General features: G+C 64.5%; 16 protein-coding genes. 10 read left to right on the forward strand and 6 right to left on the reverse strand.

Annotation, left to right across the window (positions count from 1 at the left end; translation table 11 throughout):
• Positions 1 to 21: 21 nt before the first annotated feature.
• Positions 22 to 798 carry a TrmH family RNA methyltransferase gene (locus J2X19_RS02415; RefSeq protein WP_310370297.1) on the forward strand — a complete coding sequence of 259 codons (777 nt, stop codon included), beginning with the start codon at positions 22 to 24 and terminating at the stop codon, positions 796 to 798.
• Between the two features lie 64 nt (positions 799 to 862).
• On the opposite strand, the gene J2X19_RS02420 is transcribed toward J2X19_RS02415, so the two are convergent.
• The 5 genes from J2X19_RS02420 to J2X19_RS02440 form a co-directional block, all read right to left on the reverse strand.
• Positions 863 to 2,137 (reverse strand): PepSY-associated TM helix domain-containing protein, encoded by a 1,275-nt coding sequence (locus tag J2X19_RS02420; protein WP_310370299.1) that lies wholly within the window; start codon positions 2,135 to 2,137, stop codon positions 863 to 865.
• 15 nt (positions 2,138 to 2,152) lie between these two features.
• Positions 2,153 to 4,537 (reverse strand): TonB-dependent siderophore receptor, encoded by a 2,385-nt coding sequence (locus J2X19_RS02425; RefSeq protein ID WP_310370301.1) that lies wholly within the window; start codon positions 4,535 to 4,537, stop codon positions 2,153 to 2,155.
• 208 nt (positions 4,538 to 4,745) lie between these two features.
• Positions 4,746 to 5,276, reverse strand: a complete 531-nt coding sequence (locus tag J2X19_RS02430; protein WP_310370303.1) for a FecR family protein — start codon at positions 5,274 to 5,276, stop codon at positions 4,746 to 4,748.
• A 12-nt stretch (positions 5,277 to 5,288) separates the two neighbouring features.
• Positions 5,289 to 5,768, reverse strand: a complete 480-nt coding sequence (locus J2X19_RS02435) for a DUF4880 domain-containing protein (protein WP_310370304.1) — start codon at positions 5,766 to 5,768, stop codon at positions 5,289 to 5,291.
• Positions 5,761 to 6,288, reverse strand: coding sequence for a sigma-70 family RNA polymerase sigma factor (locus J2X19_RS02440; protein ID WP_310370307.1), 528 nt, complete (start codon positions 6,286 to 6,288; stop codon positions 5,761 to 5,763). The genes J2X19_RS02435 and J2X19_RS02440 overlap by 8 nt, the downstream gene beginning before the upstream one ends.
• Before the next feature lie 450 nt (positions 6,289 to 6,738).
• Between J2X19_RS02440 and carA the strand changes: the two genes are divergently transcribed.
• Genes carA through J2X19_RS02460 form a run of 4 tightly spaced genes read left to right on the forward strand, consistent with a single transcriptional unit; the run spans position 6,739 to position 12,046 of the window.
• Positions 6,739 to 7,911, forward strand: a complete 1,173-nt coding sequence (carA, locus tag J2X19_RS02445; RefSeq protein ID WP_310370309.1) for a glutamine-hydrolyzing carbamoyl-phosphate synthase small subunit — start codon at positions 6,739 to 6,741, stop codon at positions 7,909 to 7,911.
• A complete protein-coding gene (gene carB / locus J2X19_RS02450) occupies positions 7,904 to 11,134 on the forward strand; it encodes a carbamoyl-phosphate synthase large subunit (protein ID WP_310370310.1) in 3,231 nt (1,076 codons plus the stop codon). Before carA ends, carB begins: the two co-directional genes overlap by 8 nt.
• A gap of 18 nt (positions 11,135 to 11,152) precedes the next feature.
• Positions 11,153 to 11,629: a transcription elongation factor GreA gene (greA, locus tag J2X19_RS02455; RefSeq protein WP_116606087.1), complete on the forward strand. Its 477-nt coding sequence runs from the start codon at positions 11,153 to 11,155 to the stop codon at positions 11,627 to 11,629.
• Between the two features lie 3 nt (positions 11,630 to 11,632).
• Complete coding sequence (locus J2X19_RS02460) at positions 11,633 to 12,046, forward strand: DUF4149 domain-containing protein (RefSeq protein WP_310370313.1); 414 nt, start codon at positions 11,633 to 11,635, stop codon at positions 12,044 to 12,046.
• A gap of 1 nt (position 12,047) precedes the next feature.
• Here the strand turns inward: J2X19_RS02460 and J2X19_RS02465 are convergent, their stop codons facing one another.
• Positions 12,048 to 12,530 (reverse strand): YhbY family RNA-binding protein, encoded by a 483-nt coding sequence (locus J2X19_RS02465; RefSeq protein WP_310370315.1) that lies wholly within the window; start codon positions 12,528 to 12,530, stop codon positions 12,048 to 12,050.
• Between the two features lie 21 nt (positions 12,531 to 12,551).
• On the opposite strand from J2X19_RS02465, the gene J2X19_RS02470 reads away from it, so the two are divergent.
• The 5 genes from J2X19_RS02470 (at position 12,552) to J2X19_RS02490 (ending at position 20,392) form a co-directional block, all read left to right on the forward strand.
• Entirely contained in the window at positions 12,552 to 13,259 is a 708-nt protein-coding gene (locus J2X19_RS02470; RefSeq protein ID WP_310370317.1) for an RlmE family RNA methyltransferase, read from the forward strand.
• Positions 13,260 to 13,377: 118 nt separating this feature from the next.
• Positions 13,378 to 15,300 (forward strand): ATP-dependent zinc metalloprotease FtsH, encoded by a 1,923-nt coding sequence (gene ftsH, locus J2X19_RS02475; RefSeq protein ID WP_092757926.1) that lies wholly within the window; start codon positions 13,378 to 13,380, stop codon positions 15,298 to 15,300.
• Between the two features lie 82 nt (positions 15,301 to 15,382).
• Complete coding sequence (gene folP / locus J2X19_RS02480; protein WP_310372620.1) at positions 15,383 to 16,237, forward strand: dihydropteroate synthase; 855 nt, start codon at positions 15,383 to 15,385, stop codon at positions 16,235 to 16,237.
• Between the two features lie 71 nt (positions 16,238 to 16,308).
• Complete coding sequence (gene glmM / locus J2X19_RS02485; RefSeq protein ID WP_310370321.1) at positions 16,309 to 17,664, forward strand: phosphoglucosamine mutase; 1,356 nt, start codon at positions 16,309 to 16,311, stop codon at positions 17,662 to 17,664.
• A 172-nt stretch (positions 17,665 to 17,836) separates the two neighbouring features.
• Entirely contained in the window at positions 17,837 to 20,392 is a 2,556-nt protein-coding gene (locus tag J2X19_RS02490) for an EAL domain-containing protein (protein WP_310370323.1), read from the forward strand.
• Positions 20,393 to 20,437 lie beyond the last annotated feature (45 nt).

The raw sequence follows: 20,437 nt of genomic DNA on the forward strand, positions 1-20,437 counted from the left end.
AGGTTCAACGCAGGTACTTCGATGAGCTCCGACCCCATCACCCACATCCAGTCGCGCGACAACCCGCTGCTGAAAGAACTGCGCCGCTTGTCGCAGGACAGCACGGCCTACCGCAAGCAGGGCCGGGTCTGGCTCGAAGGCGACCACCTGTGCCGGGCCGCGCTGGCCCGCGGCTGGAAGCCGGCGTTGGCGGTATTTTCAGAGTCTTTTTGGCCTCAGGCGCAGGCGCAATATGCGCAAGCAGCTATTAAAACCATAGTAGTGGCCGACAAACTGCTGGCCGACCTGAGCAGCCTGGAATCGCCGGCGCCCATGGGTTTTGTCATCGACCTGCCCAGTGCCACCGCGCTGGACCCGACGGCGGCCAGCGTCATCCTCGACCGGGTGCAGGACGCCGGCAACGTCGGTTCCATCCTGCGCAGCGCCGGTGCCTTTGGCTTCAAGCAGATCATCGCCCTCAAGGGCACGGCGGCGCTGTGGAGTCCCAAGGTGCTGCGCGCCGGCATGGGCGCGCATTTCGGCCTGCGGCTGATCGAAGGCCTGGAGCCCGAGGCGCTGGAGGCGCTGGCCGTGCCCCTGGTGGTCACCAGCTCGCACCAGGGCGCGCTGCTGCAAGACCAGAAGCTGCCCTTTCCCTGCGCCTGGGCCATGGGCCACGAAGGGCAGGGCGTGGGCCCGGCCCTGCAGGCGCGCGCCCAGATCGCGGTGCGCATCGGCCAGCCGGGCGGCGAGGAATCGCTGAACGTGGCGGCGGCGGCGGCGATCTGCCTGCACGCTTCGGCCATAGGCCAGCGCTAAATACCCGGTTTGCTACTGTTATCGTAGCTGCTGGCGCAGGTGCTACCTGCGCCAGAGCCACTTTTTACTTGTATGCCGTGGACGCCGGGTAGCTGCGTACCGCGGCTGTTGCACCGGCCTTCACCCGCGCCCGGCGCTTCTTCAGCCAGATATACACCCCGGTCACGCTGAGCATGGCCACCACCAGGCCCATCAGCGAGATCAGGATGCGCCCCGGCAAGCCCAGGATGCGGCCCGAATGCAGGGGGAACTGGGCCTGCACGAAGATGTCGGCGGCCGTGCCCTTCCAGGGTTCGCGCTCGCCCAGGATGCGGCCGTCCTGGCCGTCCAGGTACAGGGTGCGGTGGCCGACGCCGCCCGCGCCATGGTCGTCCTCGGGCTGGAAGAAGGCCACGCCGTAGATGCCGAAGCTGCGCGCATAGAACACCGAACCCGTGGGCTCGGCCCAGCCGCGCTGGTTGGCTTCTAGGCGCGCCGCGTCCAGCGCCTGGGCGTAGCCGAGCTGCGGCACCAGCGGCTGGTTCTCGGGGCGCGGCTGGCGCGTGTCGAAAGGCGAGGGTGTGACGTTGGAGACCAGCGACATCACCGGGAAGAACACCTCGCGGTACAGGTTCAGCGAGAACGCGGTAAAGGCCACGATGAACAGCAGCGCCCAGGTCCACAGGCTGCCCGCGCGGTGCAGGTCGAAGTTCAGCTTGTAGGCGCCGTTCTTCCAGCGGACCTTCCAGGCCAGCTTCCAGCGCTGCCACCAGGCTTTGCGTGGCGCGGCCGGCCCGACTGGCCCGGTTTTGGCCGGCGGCAGCGTCAGGTAGAAGCCGGTGAAGCAATCCACCGTCCAGACCAGAGCCACCACGCCCAGCAGCCACACGCCCCAGCGGTCTATGCCCCAGAAGGCCGGCATGTGCAGGCTGTAATGCAGCACGTAGAGGAAGGAGATGAAGTTGTCCTTCTGGATCGGCCAGACCGCGCCCCATTCGCGCCGGCCCAGCTCGGCGCCCGTCACCGGGTCGACAAACACCTGGTTGAAGCCCGGATGGAACAGTTCGCCGGTGGCCGGGTCGACGCGGGGTTCGACGCCGAAGGCCAGTGAATGGCCGGGCTCCACCGCCAGCGGCACGAAGCCGACCTGCACCGTCGGGTGGCGGGCTTCGATCTGGCGCGCCAGCTCCAGCGGCGGCAGCGCCGGGCCAACGCTATGGGCCTCGGTGAGGTGCGGGTTCAGCCACCCGTCGAGTTCGTGGTCCCAGGAGATCACCGCGCCGGTCAGGCCCGAGATGAACAGGAAGCCGGCGATGAACAGCCCGGACCAACGGTGGACGAGAACGAGTAGCGAACGCATGCGGGGTTTACCTTGTCAGAAGTCGAAGCGGGCGCTCAGGCTGAGGCTGCGCGGGTCCGCGGGTTTGATCCAGTTGGCGTACTGGTATTCCCAGAAGCGGGCATTGGCGGCGTTGTTGACGCTGGCCCGCAGGGTGGTGGCGTAGCCGCCGAGGTTCAGGCTGTAGCTGGCGCCCAGGTTCAGCACGGTGTGGCCGCCGACCTGCACGCTGTTGGCGGCATTCAGCATCACGTTGCCGGTGAACTTGGCGTCCGCCGTCAGGTCCAGCCCGGGTACCTGCGCCACCTTGTAGGCGAGGCGGGCGGTGGCCATCCACTCGGGGGCGCCGGCCACGCGCTTGCCGATGTTCGCAATGCCCTTGTTGTAGGCGGTGTCCAGCAGCATCAGGTTGCCGCCCAGCTGCCATTGCGCGCCGACCCGGGTGCTGGCGCCCAGCTCCAGGCCCTGGTAGCGGGATTCGCCGTCCTGCACCAGCACATTGCTGGCGTTCGCATACTCGCTGGGCCGCTCGATGCGGAACAGCGCGGCGGTGGCGCTCCAGCGCTCCTGTTCGGACTTGACGCCGATCTCGTATTGCTTGCTGGTCAGCGGGTCCAGCAGCCGATTGGCATTTGCATAGGTGCTGCCCACGGTCTTGCCCGGCTCCAGCGACTGCATGTAGCTGGTGTAGACCATGGTGTGGGCCTGCGGCTTGAACATCAGCGCCAGGGTCGGGGTGGTCACGCTGTCGGCGTAGCGGCTCAGGCTGCTGCCGTCGAGGTTGTAGTCGTTTTGCGCATAGCGGGTGTGGCGCAGGCCGGCCAGCACCGACCAGCGCTCGGACAGGCTCAGCGTGTCGCTGGCGAACACGGCTTTCTGGCTGATGTCGCCCGCGCGGTACAGGTTCAGGTTGCCCAGGCTGGTGTAGCTATTGCTGTTGGCCGAGAAGATGTTGCCCGTGCCCAGCGTGGCCCAGACGCCGTTGCTGCTGTAGTCGTTCAACTGCTTTTGCCAGGCGGCGCCGAATACCAGCTGGTGCGCCACGGTGCCGGTGCGGGCCTGGCCCTCCAGCATCAGCTGCCACTGGTCGAAACGGTGGCCTTCGCGGGTGTCGGAGCGGTTCTCGTTGTAGTTGCCGGCCGCGTCCTGCAGGTACAGGATGCTTTCGTTGCGGCTGCGCTTGGAGGTGCTGTAGCTGTAGTGGGTGCTGGCCGTCCAGTTGGGGGCGAACTGGTACTTCAGGCCGGTGGAGGTGAACAGGAAATCGGTGTCCAGGAACTGGCCGCCGCTGAGAAGCTGCTGGCTGTCGCCGAGCACGCTGTTGGGCAGGCTGCTGCCGCTGAGTTGCGCGGCCGAGATCGATGGCCCTTGGCCTTCGGTCTTGCGCTTTTGGTACAGCGAATCGAAGTTCCACACCAGGTCGGCCGTGAGACGCGCGTCGAGTGCCAGCGACAGCGACTGCCGGTCTATGGTGCCGTCGTTGAAGGTCTTGCCGTTTTCGTTGACGGCATTCAGGCGGTAGCCGAGCTTGTTGTCGTTGCCGAAGCGGCCGCCGAGGTCGACGCTCTGGCTCCAGATGCTATTGGTTTTGTAGCCGAGCTCGATGCTGCGCAGCGGCTCGTCGGTGGGCCGCTTGCTCACATAGTTGATCAGCCCGCCCGGCGAGCCAAAGCCGTACAGAAAGCCGGATGAGCCCTTGAGCAGCTCGATCTGTTCGAAGTGCTCGTAGGGCAGGGTGATGGCGTAGCTGAGAAAGGGTTTGCCGTCGATGCGGTAGGCGTTTTGCCAGTCCAGGTCCAGGCCGCGCACCGTCACATAGCTGGCCCAGCTGCTGTAGGCGCCGCTGTTGTCGGTCACGCCGGCGTCCAGGGCGAACACATCGCCGAGCTTGGAGATTTGCCGCTGTGACAGTTCGTCGCGCGTTACCACCGTGGTGGACAGCGGTGTTTCCAGCTGGCTGCGCGTGCCCAGGGCGCCGGCGCTGAGCCGGGCTTGCAGGCCTGGCGCCTCGGGCGTTGCCGCGGCGGTGACAGTGACCGCCGGCAGTGTGGCCGCCGGGCTATGGGATGGTGTGGACTGGGGCGCCGGCAGCAGCAGATAGCCGGCGGTGGTCTTGCCCAGCGCATAGCCGCTGCCGCGCAGCAGCAAGCCAAAGCCTTCTTCCACACCATAGCTGCCGCGCAGGCCGGGGGTTTGCAGGCCCTTGAGCTTGTCGGCCTCGATGGCGATGGCCACGCCCGACTGCTGGGCAAAGCGGCTCAGCGCGTCGACCAGGCTGCTGGCCGGGATGTCGTAGGACGTGGCGGCCGGTGGCGTGGTGGTCTGGGCGTGCACGCCGGTGGCCAGGGTGGCGGCCAGGGCCAGTTGGATGGCCAGGGCCAGGGGGTGGCGGCGGGCGGTGTTCGGGGTCAGGGGCTGCATGGGTGAGAGGTCCTCGTTGTGGCCGTTTTGTAGAAAAAACGAAACCGGGAACCAGCTAACGCATGTGCCTGGAAGGGGATGGTGTGCATCCAGGCGGCCTGGCGGTCCGTTTTTCGTCGCGTACCCCTGCCTTGACGCATGAGACGCTGAAACACGAACCTGTGTTCGAAAATATTTGGGGCAGTGGGTCTGCATGGCGGGCCTGGGGCTAGGGCTGGCTCGGTGCATCGACCAGCACCAGATACGGCGTCAGGCGGCGCACGCGCAGCGCGGGCAGGCTGTCGGTCAGCAGTTGCAGCGCGCGGTCGGTATCGTCCAGCGGCAGCACGGCGAGCATGCGGATGTCCTGCAGCTGGGCGCGGTCATAGACGATGCGGCCCGGCCGGTGCCGGTTCAGCGCGTCCAGTACCTCGGGCAGCGGCTGGTCGCGGGCCACCAGCTGGTGGAACTTCCAGGCGTCTTGCACGCTGCGCACATCCACCGCCTCGGCGGGCCCCAGGCCGTCGGCCCGGATGCGCACGCGCTGGCCGGCCTCGATGGCAGTGCCTTCGTTGCCGGTTTGCGCCGCGGTTTGCACCCAGACGCTGGACTCCAGCATGGTCAGCAGCGTGGAGTCGGGCTGGGACTCCACGCTGAAGCGCGTGCCCAGCGCGCGGATACGGCCCTGCGCGGTTTCGACCACAAACGGGCGCTGCGCATCGGGGGCCACTTCGACCAGGATCTCGCCCTGCAGCAGCACCAGGCTGCGGCGCTACGGGTCAAAGTGCAGGTTGACGGCGCTGCCGCTGCCCAGGGTGATACGGCTGCCGTCGGCCAGGGTCCGCGTCTGCCACTGGCCGGTGCCGGTGCGCAGGTCGGCCGCGATATAGCTAGGCGGGTAGGCCTGCCACACCAGCCAGCCCGGCAGCACCAGCGCCAAGACCAGGGCCAGCACGGCCGCCACGCGCTTGGACCGGCGGCCAGTGGGAGGGTTTTTGGTCGGGTTGAACGCCGCCTGGAAGGCCGCGCGCGCCGGGCCGGGGTGGCCGCCACTGGCGCTGCGCAGGCTGGCCATGCGGTCCATCACCTGTTGCATGCGCTCGGCGGCAGCGGCGTGCAAGGGGTCTTGCTGCTGCCAGGCCGCAAAGCCGGCGCGGGCGTTGTCGCGCTCCAGCGGGTCTGCGGCGCTCAGGCGCGCCGTCCAGTCGGCGGCCTGGGCGGCAACCGTGTCGGGGATGGACAGGCTAGCCATGGTCCAGTACCTGGTGGCAGCGCAGCAGGCCCTGGGCCAGGTATTTCTGCACCATGCGCACCGAGACGCCGAGCTGTGCGGCGATCACCGGCTGGCTGGCGTCTTCCAGGTAGTGCAGCAGAAACGCCTCGCGGCCCTTGACCGGCAGGCTTTGTAGCGCGGCGCTCAGCTGTTGCAGCGATTGCAGGGCGATCAGCACGGCTTCGGGCGAGGGCGCGCCGTCCAGCGTGCCTGCCATGGCGGCCAGGCCGGCCAGATACGACTGCTCGATGCGCAGGTGCCGCGCCCGGTCGACCAGCAGGCGCTGGGCGGTGGTGCTGAGGTAGGCGCGCGGCGCGTCCAGCCTGGCCAGGCCCTGGGCCGGTGCGCGGGCGTTCAGGATGCGCACAAAGGTGTCGTGGGCCAGGTCGGCCGCCTGCTCGGAGCAGCCCAGCTTGCGCCGCAGCCACGCGTTCAGCCAGCTATGGTGCTGGCGGTAGAGCGCGGCAATGTCCTGGAAATGGGTTTCGGCGGCAAGCATGGTGCGGCCCGCGGGAGGGCAGGAAATCCAGTTTAAGTAATGCGAATAATTCGCAATTGTATTTGCATGTGGAGTGGCTGGGTGAAATCGTGGCGGTGGGATGCAGTGCTTGCTCTGCTATTGATAGCTGCCTGCGCTGGATGCATAAGCGCTAGAGGCTGATTTTGTTTAAACTTTTGCTATCCAGCGGCTCGACTGCCGGTGCAGATCAACCGCGCGGCATCCGCGCCCGGCAGATTCACCGCCCAGCCAGCAGATGTAAAACCTGGCTGCCAGGCCAGGGGAAAGTACAGTCGCTTGGTCGGAGCCTTGGCCGGCGGCGATATAATCGTGGGCTTTCCCGCATCCACGTACGCCTAGCGCCGGTCCTACCGAACCCCCTTCCAGAGCATTTGCAAGAGTTTTCTCTTGGACCGCTTGGGCGTACCCGTAACTATTTCGGAGAACCCAGTGCTTTTGTCTCTTCAGGGAACCTTCCCATCCGCCATCCTGGCGCTCGCAGACGGCACGGTCTTTGTTGGCAATTCCATTGGAGCCCCCGGCTCCACCGTGGGCGAGGTGGTGTTCAACACCGCCATGACCGGCTACCAGGAAATCCTCACCGACCCCAGCTACTGCCAGCAGATCGTCACCCTGACGTACCCCCACATCGGCAACTACGGTGTCAATGTGGAAGACGTTGAAGCCGCCCGCGTGCATGCCGCCGGCCTGGTCATCAAAGACCTGCCGATGGTTGCCTCCAACTTCCGCAGCCACCTGAGCCTGTCGGACTACCTGGTCCAGCAGAAGACGGTCGCCATCGCCAACCTCGACACCCGCAAGTTGACCCGCCACCTGCGTACCCATGGCGCGCAGAACGGCTGCATCCTGGCGCTGCCCGCTGGCCACGACGTCACCCCCGAGGCGATCGCCCAAGCCGTGGCTGCCGCCAAGGCCGCACCCAGCATGGCCGGCCTGGACCTGGCCAAGGTGGTGTCGGCCAAGGAGTCCTACGCCTGGACCCAGACCGAATGGCAGCTGCACCAAGGCTATGGCGACCAGACCGCGCCGCGCTTCCACGTGGTGGCGTATGACTTTGGTGTCAAGTTCAACATCTTGCGCATGCTGGCCAGCCGCGGATGCCGCATCACCGTGGTGCCGGCCCAGACCAGCGCCAAAGACGTGCTGGCACTGAAGCCCGATGGCGTGTTCCTGTCCAACGGCCCTGGCGACCCGGAGCCCTGCGACTACGCGATTGCCGCGACCCGCGAGCTGATCGAAACCGGCATCCCCACCTTCGGCATCTGCCTGGGCCACCAGATCATGGCCCTGGCCAGTGGCGCCAGGACTTTCAAGATGAAGTTCGGCCACCACGGCGCGAACCACCCGGTGAAAGACCTGGACGATGGCCGCGTCAGCATCACCAGCCAGAACCACGGTTTTGCCGTGGACCAGGCCAGCCTGCCAGCCAATCTGCGCGCCACCCATGTGTCCTTGTTCGACGGCACGCTGCAAGGCCTGGCCCGTACCGACAAGCCGGCGTTCTGCTTCCAGGGCCACCCTGAAGCCTCGCCCGGCCCGCACGATATCTCGTACCTGTTTGACCGCTTTACCGCACTGATGGAGAAAACAAAAAATGCCTAAGCGGACCGACCTCAAATCCATTCTGATCATTGGCGCTGGCCCGATCATCATCGGCCAGGCCTGCGAGTTCGACTACTCCGGCGTGCAAGCCTGCAAGGCGCTGCGCGAAGAAGGCTACAAAGTCATTCTGATCAACAGCAACCCCGCGACGATCATGACCGACCCGGCCACGGCCGACGTCACCTACATCGAGCCCATCACCTGGCAGACGGTCGAGAAGATCATCGCCAAGGAGCGCCCCGATGCGATCCTGCCGACCATGGGCGGCCAGACCGCGCTGAACTGCGCGCTGGACCTGTGGCACAACGGCGTGCTCGAGAAGTACAAAGTCGAGCTGATCGGCGCCAAGCCTGAAGCCATCGACAAGGCCGAAGACCGCCTGAAGTTCAAGGACGCGATGACCAAGATCGGCCTGGGCTCGGCCCGTTCCGGCATCGCCCACAGCATGCAGGAAGCTTGGGACGTGCAGAAGACCCTGGGTTTCCCCACGGTCATCCGCCCCAGCTTCACCCTGGGCGGCACCGGTGGCGGCATCGCCTATAACGCCGAAGAGTTTGAAACCATCTGCAAGCGCGGCCTGGAAGCCTCGCCAACCAACGAGCTGCTGATCGAAGAGTCGCTGTTGGGCTGGAAAGAGTACGAGATGGAAGTGGTGCGCGACACCGCCGACAACTGCATCATCGTCTGCTCGATCGAAAATCTGGACCCCATGGGCGTGCACACCGGCGACTCCATCACCGTGGCACCCGCCCAGACCTTGACCGACAAGGAATACCAGCTGCTGCGCAACGCCAGCCTGGCGGTGCTGCGCGAAATCGGCGTGGACACCGGCGGCTCCAACGTGCAGTTCTCCATCAACCCCCAAGACGGGCGTATGGTGGTGATCGAGATGAATCCGCGGGTTTCGCGTTCCTCGGCTTTGGCTTCCAAGGCCACCGGTTTCCCCATCGCCAAGGTGGCGGCCAAGCTGGCGGTCGGCTACACGCTGGACGAGCTGCGCAACGACATCACGGGCGGCGCTACGCCGGCCAGCTTCGAGCCCAGCATCGACTACGTGGTCACCAAGATCCCGCGTTTTGCGTTCGAAAAATTCCCCACCGCCGATGCGCGCCTGACCACGCAGATGAAGTCGGTTGGCGAAGTCATGGCCATGGGCCGGACCTTCCAGGAGTCCTTCCAGAAAGCCCTGCGCGGCCTGGAAGTCGGCGTGGACGGCATGAACGAGAAGACCCAGGACCGCGAAGTGCTGGAAAAAGAACTCGGCGAGCCCGGTCCCGAGCGCATCTGGTACGTGGGCGACGCGTTTGCCCAGGGCATGAGCGTGGACGAAGTGTTTGCGCTGACCAAGATCGACCCCTGGTTCCTGGTGCAGATCGAGCAGATCGTGAAGATCGAGCTGGAGTTGGAAACCAAGTCGTTGGAGGACATTGACGCCGCCACGCTGCGCGCGCTGAAGCAAAAAGGCTTTTCGGACCGCCGCCTGGCCAAGCAGCTGAAGACCACCGACACCGCGGTGCGCAATGCCCGCCGTGCGTTGGGCGTGCGCCCGGTCTACAAGCGCGTCGATACCTGCGCAGCCGAGTTCGCCACCGACACCGCTTACTTGTACTCGACCTACGAGGCAGAAGGCGGCGAGTGCGAAGCCGCGCCTACCGACAAGAAGAAGATCATGGTGCTGGGCGGTGGACCGAACCGCATCGGCCAGGGCATCGAGTTCGACTACTGCTGCGTGCACGCCGCGCTGGCCATGCGCGAAGACGGGTACGAGACCATCATGGTCAACTGCAACCCCGAAACCGTGTCCACCGACTACGACACCAGCGACCGCCTGTACTTCGAGCCGCTGACGCTGGAAGACGTGCTGGAAATCGTCGACAAGGAAAAGCCTTTCGGCGTGATCGTGCAGTACGGCGGCCAAACGCCCTTGAAGCTGGCGCTGGACCTGGAAGCCAACGGCGTGCCCATCATCGGCACCAGCCCCGACATGATCGACGCGGCCGAAGACCGCGAGCGTTTCCAGAAGCTGCTGCACGCGCTGGACCTGCGCCAGCCACCGAACGCCACGGCCCGTACCGAGCCCGAAGCGCTGGAAAAAGCTGCTGCCCTGGGCTACCCCCTGGTGGTGCGTCCCAGCTACGTGCTGGGTGGTCGGGCCATGGAAATCGTCCACGAGCAGCGCGATCTGGAGCGCTACATGCGCGAAGCCGTCAAGGTCAGCCATGACTCGCCCGTACTGCTGGACCGCTTCCTGAACGACGCCATCGAGTGCGATGTGGACGCGATCTGCGACGGCCAGCGCGTGTTCATCGGCGGTGTGATGGAACACATCGAGCAAGCCGGCGTGCACAGCGGCGACTCGGCCTGCTCCTTGCCCCCCTACTACCTGTCGGTCGAGACGGTGACCGAGATCAAGCGCCAGACCACGGCCATGGCGCATGCGCTGAAGGTGGTCGGCCTGATGAACGTGCAGTTCGCCATCCAGAACGTGGACGGCAAGGACGTGATCTATGTGCTGGAAGTGAACCCGCGTGCATCCCGTACCGTGCCCTTCGTCAGCAAGGCCACCGGCATCCAGCTGGCCAAGGTGGCGGCGCGCTGCATGGTCGGCCAGTCGCTGGACGCGCAAGGCATCCACAAGGAAGTGACGCCGCCGTATTTCAGCGTCAAGGAAGCCGTGTTTCCCTTCGTCAAGTTCCCCGGTGTGGACACGATTCTCGGCCCCGAGATGAAGTCCACCGGCGAGGTGATGGGCGTGGGCAAGACCTTTGGCGAAGCCTTTGTGAAGTCGCAGATCGGTGCGGGCACCAAGCTGCCGCGTTCCGGCGTGGCCTTTGTGTCGGTGAAGAACAACGACAAGGCGCGTGCGGTGGAAGTCGCGCGCGGTTTGGCCGCTCTGGGCTTCAGCCTGCTGGCCACCAAGGGCACGGCGGCGGCGATCCAGGCGGCGGGCATTGCCTGCAACGTGGTGAACAAGGTCACCGAAGGCCGACCGAATATCGTGGACATGATCAAGAACAACGAGATTGCCCTGGTCATCAACACCGTGGAAGAGCGCCGCAATGCGATCGCCGATTCCCGCCATATCCGCACTTCGGCCTTGCTGGCCCGCGTCACCACCTTCACCACCATTTTTGGTGCCGAAGCGGCGGTGGAAGGCATGCAGTACCTGGACGACCTCGGTGTCATCTCGGTACAAGAAATGCACGCGCAGCTCGCGGCTTAAAGAACTCTGGAACCTCACATGTCCACTATCCCTATTACCAAACGCGGGGCCGAGGCCCTGAAAGCCGAGCTGCACAAGCTCAAGACGGTCGAGCGTCCCTCTGTCATCGGTGCCATCTCTGAAGCCCGGGCCCAGGGCGACTTGAGTGAAAACGCCGAGTACGAGGCGGCCAAAGACCGCCAGGGCTTCATCGAAGGCCGGATCCAGGAAGTCGAAGGCAAGCTGTCCGTGGCCCAGATCATCGACCCGGCCAGCCTGGACGCGGGCGGCCGCGTCGTGTTCGGCGCCACGGTCGATCTGGAAGACGAAGACAGCGGCCAGGCCGTGCAGTACCAGATCGTCGGTGAAGACGAGGCCGACCTGAAGCTGGGCCGCATCAACGTGTCCAGCCCGATTGCCCGCGCCCTGATCGGCAAGGAAGTCGGCGATACCGCCGAGGTGAATGCGCCCGGCGGCATCAAGCGCTATGAAGTGATGGCGGTCAGCTACATCTAAGCCATGCGCCAACGCTTGCCCATCGGTTTGGCGGCCCTGTGGTGGGGCAGCCTGACCACGCTGGGTTTCATGGTGGTGCCGTTGCTGTTCATGGTGCTGCCGACCCCGGCCTTGGCCGGCAGTACGGCGGCGAAGCTGTTTACGGTGCAAACCTGGCTGTCGATGGCCTGTACCTTGCTGCTGTTGCTGATTTCCAGGTCAAATGAGGCTCTGGCGCAGGTAAAACATGCGCCAGCAGCTACTATTTTTATAGCTTTCGGCTTGTTCGCCGCGGTACTGGTGGAGTTTGCCGTGTCCCCGCACATCGTGGCGCGGGAGAATCTGAAGCTTTGGCACGGCCTGGGCACAGGCCTGTATCTGCTGCAATGGCTGGCCGCCGGCGCGACACTGTGGAAGGTGTCGGCGCCGCGCCGCTGAATCAGGTCTGGCTGCGCTTTTTCAGACTGGTCTTTGGCTTGGGCTTTGCGCGTTTCACATTGCCGCCGGCCGTCAGGCGCTGGTTGCCGAGTACCCGCAAGGTCTTGACCTCGGGGCGCTGGCCACCACGCGTGCTATGTTTGAGCACCTTGAAGTCGCGTGGGCCGGGCATGCGGTCTTCGTCGACTTTGCGCTCTTTGGTGATTTCGGGCTGGGGGCGCCACAGCACCAGCAGCTTGCCGATGTGCTGGATAGGCGCCGCGCTGAGTTCGTCGGCCAATTGCTGGTACATGGTTTCCCGGGCGACGCGGTCGTCCGAAAAAATCCGCACCTTGATCAGGCCGTGGGAGTTCAACGCCAGGTTGACTTCTTTGATGACAGCGGGGGTGAGGCCATCGCTGCCGACCAGCACCACCGGGTTTAAATGGTGGGCATCGGCGCGGTGAACCTTGCGCTGGGCAGGGGTAAGTTGTATTTGAGACATGTGCGTATTATCAAGGCCAAGATGAAAGTTAAAACACAAAGTAAAAAAGTCAACAAGGCGTGGCTTAACGACCACGTCAACGACCCCTATGTCGTGTTGGCTAAACGCGAGGGCTATCGGGCACGGGCAGCCTACAAGTTAAAGGAAATTGACGAAAGCTTCCATCTGATCAAACCCGGCCAGCTGGTGGTGGATTTGGGGTCTACGCCTGGCGCCTGGAGCCAGTATGTGCGGCGCAAGCTGTCGCCCAAGACCGCCGCCGGCGGTGGCGCGGCCGTGGGGGCGCTGAATGGCAGCATCATCGCCATCGATCTGTTGCCCATGGAGCCCATCGAAGGGGTTACGTTCCTGCAGGGAGACTTCTGTGAGCCCGAGATGCTGGGCCGGCTCTCCGAGGCCATGGCCGGGCGTTTGGCCGATGTGGTGATCTCCGACATGGCGCCTAATTTGTCGGGCATCCATGCGGCCGATGCGGCGCGGGTGGAGAACCTTGTGGAATTGGCTGTGGATTTTTGCCAGACGCATTTGAAGCCCCAGGGGGCTTTGGTGGCCAAATTGTTCCACGGCGGGGCCTACGATCCCTTGGTCAAACTGTTTCGGCAGTCGTTCCATACCGTCAAACCGGTCAAGCCCAAGGCTTCCCGGGACAAGTCCACCGAGACGTTTTTGGTCGGCATAGGCCTGAAGGTCGCGCCCAAGGCCGCGCTGGTAGACCCTGAAAACGCCTAGTTTTTGGGTTAAACCCTTGTTGCTCCTATGGCTGCGATAGCCAAGATAAGCCGGGCGGGCTCTTGAAACGCCTAAAATAGTACGCACTTACGTTGAAGTCTTTCTACCGGAGCCTTGCTTGAAAAATCCGTGGTTTTCCAAAATTGCCGTTTGGCTCGTCATTGCGATGGTGCTGTTCACTGTGTTCAAACAGTTCGACACCCGCGCTGGCGTGAGTTCTGGTTATCTCGGTTACTCTGAGTTCCTGGATGAAGTTCGCAGCAAACACATCAAAACTGCCACCATCCAGGAAGGTCAGGGCGGTACCGAGATTGTGGCCATCACCAACGATGACCGCCGCATCCGTACCAACGCCACCTACCTCGACCGTGGTTTGGTGGGTGACCTGATTGCCAACAACGTCAAGTTTGACGTCAAACCCCGTGAAGAAGGCTCCTTGCTCATGACCTTGCTGGTCAGCTGGGGCCCGATGCTGCTGCTGATTGGCGTGTGGGTCTACTTCATGCGCCAGATGCAAGGCGGCGGCAAGGGCGGAGCCTTCAGCTTCGGCAAGAGCAAAGCCCGCATGATGGACGAAAACAACAATGTGGTGACTTTTGCCGACGTGGCCGGCTGCGACGAGGCCAAGGAAGAAGTCAAGGAAGTCGTGGACTTCCTGAAAGACCCGCAAAAATTCCAGAAGCTGGGCGGCCGTATCCCCCGCGGCCTGCTGCTGGTCGGCCCTCCGGGTACCGGTAAGACGCTGCTGGCCAAGAGCATTGCTGGCGAGGCCAAGGTACCTTTCTTCTCGATCTCCGGTTCGGACTTCGTGGAAATGTTCGTCGGCGTGGGCGCAGCCCGGGTCCGCGACATGTTCGAGAACGCCAAGAAGAATGCGCCTTGCATCATCTTTATCGATGAAATCGACGCCGTTGGTCGCCAGCGTGGCGCTGGCCTGGGCGGTGGTAACGACGAACGCGAGCAAACCCTGAACCAGATGCTGGTCGAGATGGACGGCTTTGAAACCAATCTCGGCGTGATCGTGGTGGCTGCCACCAACCGGCCGGATATTCTGGATGCAGCCTTGCTGCGCCCAGGCCGCTTCGACCGCCAGGTTTATGTCACCTTGCCCGATATCCGTGGCCGCGAGCAGATCCTCACGGTGCATATGCGCAAGATCCCGGTCAGCCAGGACGTGAACGCCAATGTGATTGCCCGCGGTACCCCCGGTATGTCGGGGGCCGACTTGGCCAATCTGTGCAACGAAGCCGCGCTGATGGCCGCCCGCCGCAGTGCCCGCGTCGTGGAAATGCAGGACTTCGAAAAGGCCAAGGACAAGATCCTGATGGGCCCGGAGCGCAAGAGCATGGTCATGCCCGAGGAAGAGCGCCGCAACACGGCCTACCACGAGTCCGGCCATGCGTTGATCGGCAAGCTCTTGCCCAAATGCGACCCAGTCCATAAGGTTACCGTGATCCCCCGTGGCCGCGCCCTGGGTGTGACCATGAGCCTGCCGGCACAAGACCGCTATAGCTACGACAGCGAATACATGCTGAGCCAGATCAGCATGTTGTTCGGTGGCCGTATCGCCGAAGAGGTGTTCATGCACCAGATGACCACCGGTGCCAGCAACGACTTCGAGCGCGCTACTGCCATCGCCCGCGACATGGTGACCCGTTACGGCATGACCGATGCCCTGGGCCCTATGGTGTATGCCGAAAACGAGGGCGAGGTGTTCCTGGGCCGTTCGGTGACCAAGACCACCAATATGAGCGAGCAGACCATGCAAAAGGTCGACAGCGAAGTGCGCCGTATCATCGACCAGCAGTACGCTCTGGCGCGCAAGCTGATCGAAGACAACAGCGACAAGATGCACGCCATGGCCAAGGCCTTGCTCGAATGGGAAACCATCGATATCGAACAGATCGACGACATCATGGCCGGCCGCGAGCCCCGTCCACCAAAGGACTGGACGCCTCGCACCCCCACGGGTGGTGGTAGCAACGGCGGCAGTGGTGGCGCACCAGCGGTGACCACCGAACCCGCACCCACAGCCGCCTAAGCTGCTGTGATATCGACTACGGGGCCTGCAAGGGCCCCGTTTTCATTTCTGGCTTTTCTGCACCATGACTTCCTCTACGCGCATGTTCTGGCAAACCACCCGCTTCCGCATTGACCTGGCCCAGCCCCAAGTGATGGGCATCGTCAACGTGACGCCCGATTCCTTCTCCGACGGTGGCCAGCATGCCCATACCGCCGCGGCGCTCGCGCATTGCGAACAGCTGCTGCGCGATGGCGCGCAGATGCTGGACATCGGCGCAGAGTCCACCCGCCCCGGGGCCCAGCCGGTGCCGGTGGAGCAGGAGCTGGCCCGGTTGCTGCCGGTGCTGCAGGCGGCGGTGACTTTGGGCGTGCCCATCTCGGTCGATACCTACAAGCCCCAGGTCATGCAGGCGGCGCTGGATGTGGGCGTGGACATCATCAACGACATCTGGGCTCTGCGCTGGGCTGACCCCGCGCATCCGCTGGCGGGCTCGGCCGTCGTGGCGCAGCACCCCTCTTGTGGCGTGTGTCTGATGCACATGCACCGCGAACCGCAAACCATGCAGGCCGCGCCCATGCAGGGTGATGCCGTGGCCCAGGTGCTACATTTTCTAGAGCGCTCTGCGCAGGATTTGCATGCGCTAGGGGTCGAAAAAACCCGTATTGCACTCGACCCCGGCGTGGGCTTCGGCAAGACTGTGGCGCAGAACTTCGCGCTGCTGGCCCGCCAGTCCGAGTTCCTGGCGCTGGGCTATCCGCTGCTGGTCGGTTGGTCGCGCAAATCCTCACTGGCCGGTATGGCAGCTGGGACCGGCACGCTGGATGCCCAGCAACGCCTGGTGCCCAGCGTGGCGGCTGCGCTGCTGGCGATAGAGCGCGGCGCCCGCATCGTGCGTGTGCACGACGTGTTGCAGACCGCCCAGGCCGTCAAGGTCTGGTTGGCCGCGCAGGCCTAGCCTTCTTTGTCACAATGGCGCCCATCCAGCGCCGACAATGCGCAGCACAATTCCACCAAGAGGATAGATACATGACCCGACACTACTTCGGCACCGACGGCATCCGCGGTACCGTAGGCCAGGCGCCCATCACCCCTGATTTCGTGCTGCGCCTGGCGCACGCCGTGGGCCGGGTGCTGAAGCAGACCGAAGCCCGTCCCACGGTGCTGATCGGCAAAGACACCCGCATCTCCGGCTACATGCTGGAAAGCGCACTCGAATCCGGCTTCAACTCGGCGGGCGTGGATGTGGTGCTGCTAGGCCCGCTGCCGACCCCCGGCGTGGCCTATCTGACGCGGGCCCAGCGGGCCAGCCTGGGCGTGGTCATCAGCGCCAGCCACAATCCGTTTGCGGATAACGGCATCAAGTTCTTCAGTGCGCAGGGCGCCAAGCTGCCCGACGCTTGGGAGTTGGCGGTCGAAGCTGCGCTGGACACCCCACCGGTCTGGGCTGATTCCGCCTCGCTGGGCAAGACCCGCCGGCTCGACGACGCCGCCGGCCGCTACATCGAATTCTGCAAAAGCACCTTCCCCAACCAGCTGACCCTCAAAGGCATCAAGATCGTGGTCGATGGCGCCCATGGTGCGGCCTACCATATCGCCCCCAAGGTGTTCCACGAGCTGGGCGCGGAAGTGGTTGCGATTGGCTGCGCGCCCGACGGCCTGAACATCAACGACAAAGTCGGCGCCACCCATCCGCAGGCCCTGGTCGAGGCCGTCAAAGCGCACCAGGCCGATTACGGCGTGGCGCTGGACGGCGACGCCGACCGCCTGCAGATGGTCGATGCCGATGGCCGCTTGTTCAACGGCGATGAGATCCTGTACCTGATGGTCAAGGAGCGGCTGTCGCGCGGCGGCAAGGTCACCAGCAAACGTGCGGGTGACGCCGTGCCGGGCGTGGTGGGTACCTTGATGACCAATATGGCGGTCGAGCTGGCCCTGCGCGAAAAAGGCGTCGAGCTGGTGCGCGCCAAGGTTGGCGACCGCTATGTGCTGGAAGAGCTGGAAAAGCGCGGCTGGCTGCTGGGCGGCGAGGGCTCTGGCCATCTGCTGGCGCTGGACAAGCACACCACCGGCGACGGTCTGGTCAGCGCCTTGCAGGTGCTGCAAGCCTGCGTCCGCACTGACCAGACCCTGGCCGAGCTGCTGGCCGACCTGACCCTGTTTCCGCAAACCTTAATCAATGTGCGCCTGCAGCCCGGGCAGGACTGGAAGGCCAACACCCAGCTGCCGCTGGCCACCCAGGCGGCCGAAGCCGAGCTGGGCAACAACGGCCGGGTATTGATACGCGCCAGTGGCACCGAGCCGCTGGTCCGCGTGATGGTCGAGGCCCGGGATGCGGCCCAGGCCCAGGCCTGTGCGGAGCGTATCGCCGCGACCCTGCGCTAGACGCCTTCGACCCCGCGTTTTGCGGATTTGTAGGCGGATATTTGGGCAGCAGTGTTTCTATACAAAGTTCCCAAAATCAAGCTGGTATGCACTAATATGGACCGCTGAATCGCATACAGTTTGAGGACAAATTTTTATCTATCCCCGCTTGCCATACCTGTAGGAAACCTGTGTGGAAACCAAACGCCTGAGCCACCTCGTGGACCACGCCCTACTGGGAGACGGGGCTGCGCGGCAGCGGGCGGTGGTGGATGGCGTGGTGGATCTGGTGGCGCATGCCGGCGTATCGCCGCAGATCCTGGCGGTGCTCGACAGCCTGCCGGTGCTGGTCAGCGCCATCGACTTGCGCCACCGGCAAGTCATCACCTACTGGAACCGCGAGTGCGAGGCGGTATCCGGCTATGCGAGCGAAGAGCTGGTCGACCACCCGGAAGCCCTGCAATGGCTGTACCCTGAGCCTCTGTACCTGGCGCGCAAGACCGCTGATTTCCAGGAGCTAGGCCCGCATTTCCGGGATTTGGAGTGGACGCTGACCACCAAGTCCGGCGAGAAGCGGCGTATCGCCTGGTCGACGATAGACGGTCTGCAGTCTGGCCCAGGCCAGTATGCGGTATGGTGCGTCGGCCTGGATGTGACGGCACGCTCAGAGTCCGACCGCTTGCTGCGCGACCGCGACAAGCTGCTGGGTTCGGTGTTCCGCCATTTGCCCGACATGGTCTACCTCAAGGACGGTGAAGGCCGCTGGCTGCTGACCAACCCCGCGGCCCGCGCCGTGCTGGGCCTGAGCGAGCAGGAGGCTTACGGCTATACCAACCTGGAGATTGCCGACCGCAACCATCCGCAGGGTGAGAGCCTGCGCCAGAGCGCCTTGACCGACGAAGCCACCTGGCAGTCGGGCCGGGCATCGCACATGCAGGAAGTCGCCGACGACGGCCAGGGCAATCTGCGCTGGCTGGACGTGATCCGCGTGCCGACCTTTGGCCGGCGCGGCCAGCGCCTGCATTTGCTGATGGTGCGCCGCGACATCACCGACCAGCGCATCGCCGCCACCAAGCTGGAGCTGGCCGGCCGGGTGCTGGAGCAAAGCACCGACGGCATCATCGTGACCGACGAGCAAAACCGCATCATCATGGTCAACGGCGCGTTCACCGAGATCACCGGCTACCAGTCGAACGAGGTGCTGGGCCGCGACCCGCACATCCTGGCCTCCGGGCAGCACGATCCCAGCTTCTTCCAGCACATGTGGAAGGTGCTGGCGGAAGAGGGGCGTTGGGCCGGCGAAATCTGGAACCGGCGCAAGAACGGCGAGGTCTACCCGCAATGGATGAGCCTGTCGGCGCTGCACCAGCGGGCCCACGGCGAGGTGACGCACTATGTGGCGGCCTTCTCCGACCTCAGCTCGCGCAAGGCAGCGGAAGAAAAAATCGCCTACCTGTCCAGCCAGGATGTGATCACCGGTTTGCCGAATAGGGCCCATGTGGCATTGCGTTCCACTCTGGTGCTCAAGCACGCCAAGACCACCCACGAGCAGGTGGCCATGATCGTGATCGACGTGGACAACTTCAAGACCCTCAACGACTCGCTAGGCCATGCGGCCGGCGACCAGATGCTGCGCGAAGTCGGCCAGCGGCTCAGCCAGTTTGCCGACGAGCGCTCGGTGGTTGGGCGACTCAGTGGCGATGAGTTTCTGATCCTGCTGCGCAATGTGCAGGGCACGGCCGACGCCGCCCATATGGTCACCGCACTGATGGACGCCGTGGGCCAGCCCATGGTGCTGGCCGACATGCCGGTGAATGTGTCGATCTCGGCCGGCATCGCCATGTTCCCGGCCGATGGCGACCAGTTCGATGCCTTGTTTGGCCGCGCCGATTCGGCCTTGTACGCAGCCAAGCGCGGTGGCCGCGGCACCTACCAGTTCGCCAATGCCACCATGAACGAGGTGGCGCTCGAGCGCCTGCGGCTCGAGTCCGCGCTGCGCCTGGCGATCGAGAACAACGCGCTGCGGCTCGAATACCAGCCACTCATCCACCTGCCCAGTGGCCGGGTGGTCGGCACCGAAGCCCTGTGCCGCTGGGACCACCCCGAGCGCGGCGCTATCCCGCCCAGTCTGTTCATTCCGATTGCCGAAGATTGTGGCCTGATCGAAGCGCTGGGCGGCTGGGTACTGAAGACTGCGGCCCTGCAGTTGCGCGCCTGGCACGACGCCGGCCAGCCCGAGCTGATGATGGCGGTGAACCTGTCGGCCCGGCAGTTCCAGCGCGGCGTGGTGCTGCGCCAGGTCGAAGAAGCGCTGGCGGTGTCGGGCATTGCACCCGATAGGCTGGAGCTGGAGCTGACCGAGAGCGTGCTGCTGCACGACGGCGAGGCCGTGACCGCGGTGCTGCGCCGGCTGCAGGCCCTGGGCGTCAAGTTGTCGATCGACGACTTCGGCACCGGCTATTCCAGCTTTGCCTACCTGCGGCGCATCAAGTTCGACAAGATCAAGATCGACCAGTCGTTTGTGCGCGACCTGATCGACGACCCCGACAACGCCGCCATCGTGCGCGGCATCATCTCGCTGGCGCTGAGCCTGGGCCTGCGGGTGCTGGCCGAGGGCGTGGAGACCGAAGAAATCGCCCAGCGCCTGCGCCACCTGCAGTGCACCTATGCCCAGGGCTACCACTTTGCGCGCCCGCTGCGGCCTGAAGTGTTTGCCTTGCAACAGGGCTTGTCTATCCCGCCGGTCTAGTGTTGCGCCTAGGGAGTCTGTAACCCGGCCCCTACAATCTGGTAA

It is taken from the genome of Rhodoferax ferrireducens (genome assembly GCF_031458075.1).
Lineage (GTDB): Bacteria > Pseudomonadota > Gammaproteobacteria > Burkholderiales > Burkholderiaceae_C > Rhodoferax_B > Rhodoferax_B ferrireducens_A.

Coding starts and splice junctions, on each gene's coding strand:
- J2X19_RS02415 (WP_310370297.1), top strand. CDS start 22: ATGAGCTCCGACCCCATCACCCACATCCAGTCGCGCGACAACCCGCTG.
- J2X19_RS02420 (WP_310370299.1), bottom strand. CDS start 2,137: ATGCGTTCGCTACTCGTTCTCGTCCACCGTTGGTCCGGGCTGTTCATC.
- J2X19_RS02425 (WP_310370301.1), bottom strand. CDS start 4,537: ATGCAGCCCCTGACCCCGAACACCGCCCGCCGCCACCCCCTGGCCCTG.
- J2X19_RS02435 (WP_310370304.1), bottom strand. CDS start 5,768: ATGGCTAGCCTGTCCATCCCCGACACGGTTGCCGCCCAGGCCGCCGAC.
- J2X19_RS02440 (WP_310370307.1), bottom strand. CDS start 6,288: ATGCTTGCCGCCGAAACCCATTTCCAGGACATTGCCGCGCTCTACCGC.
- carB (WP_310370310.1), top strand. CDS start 7,904: ATGCCTAAGCGGACCGACCTCAAATCCATTCTGATCATTGGCGCTGGC.
- greA (WP_116606087.1), top strand. CDS start 11,153: ATGTCCACTATCCCTATTACCAAACGCGGGGCCGAGGCCCTGAAAGCC.
- J2X19_RS02460 (WP_310370313.1), top strand. CDS start 11,633: ATGCGCCAACGCTTGCCCATCGGTTTGGCGGCCCTGTGGTGGGGCAGC.
- J2X19_RS02465 (WP_310370315.1), bottom strand. CDS start 12,530: ATGTCTCAAATACAACTTACCCCTGCCCAGCGCAAGGTTCACCGCGCC.
- J2X19_RS02470 (WP_310370317.1), top strand. CDS start 12,552: ATGAAAGTTAAAACACAAAGTAAAAAAGTCAACAAGGCGTGGCTTAAC.
- folP (WP_310372620.1), top strand. CDS start 15,383: ATGTTCTGGCAAACCACCCGCTTCCGCATTGACCTGGCCCAGCCCCAA.
- glmM (WP_310370321.1), top strand. CDS start 16,309: ATGACCCGACACTACTTCGGCACCGACGGCATCCGCGGTACCGTAGGC.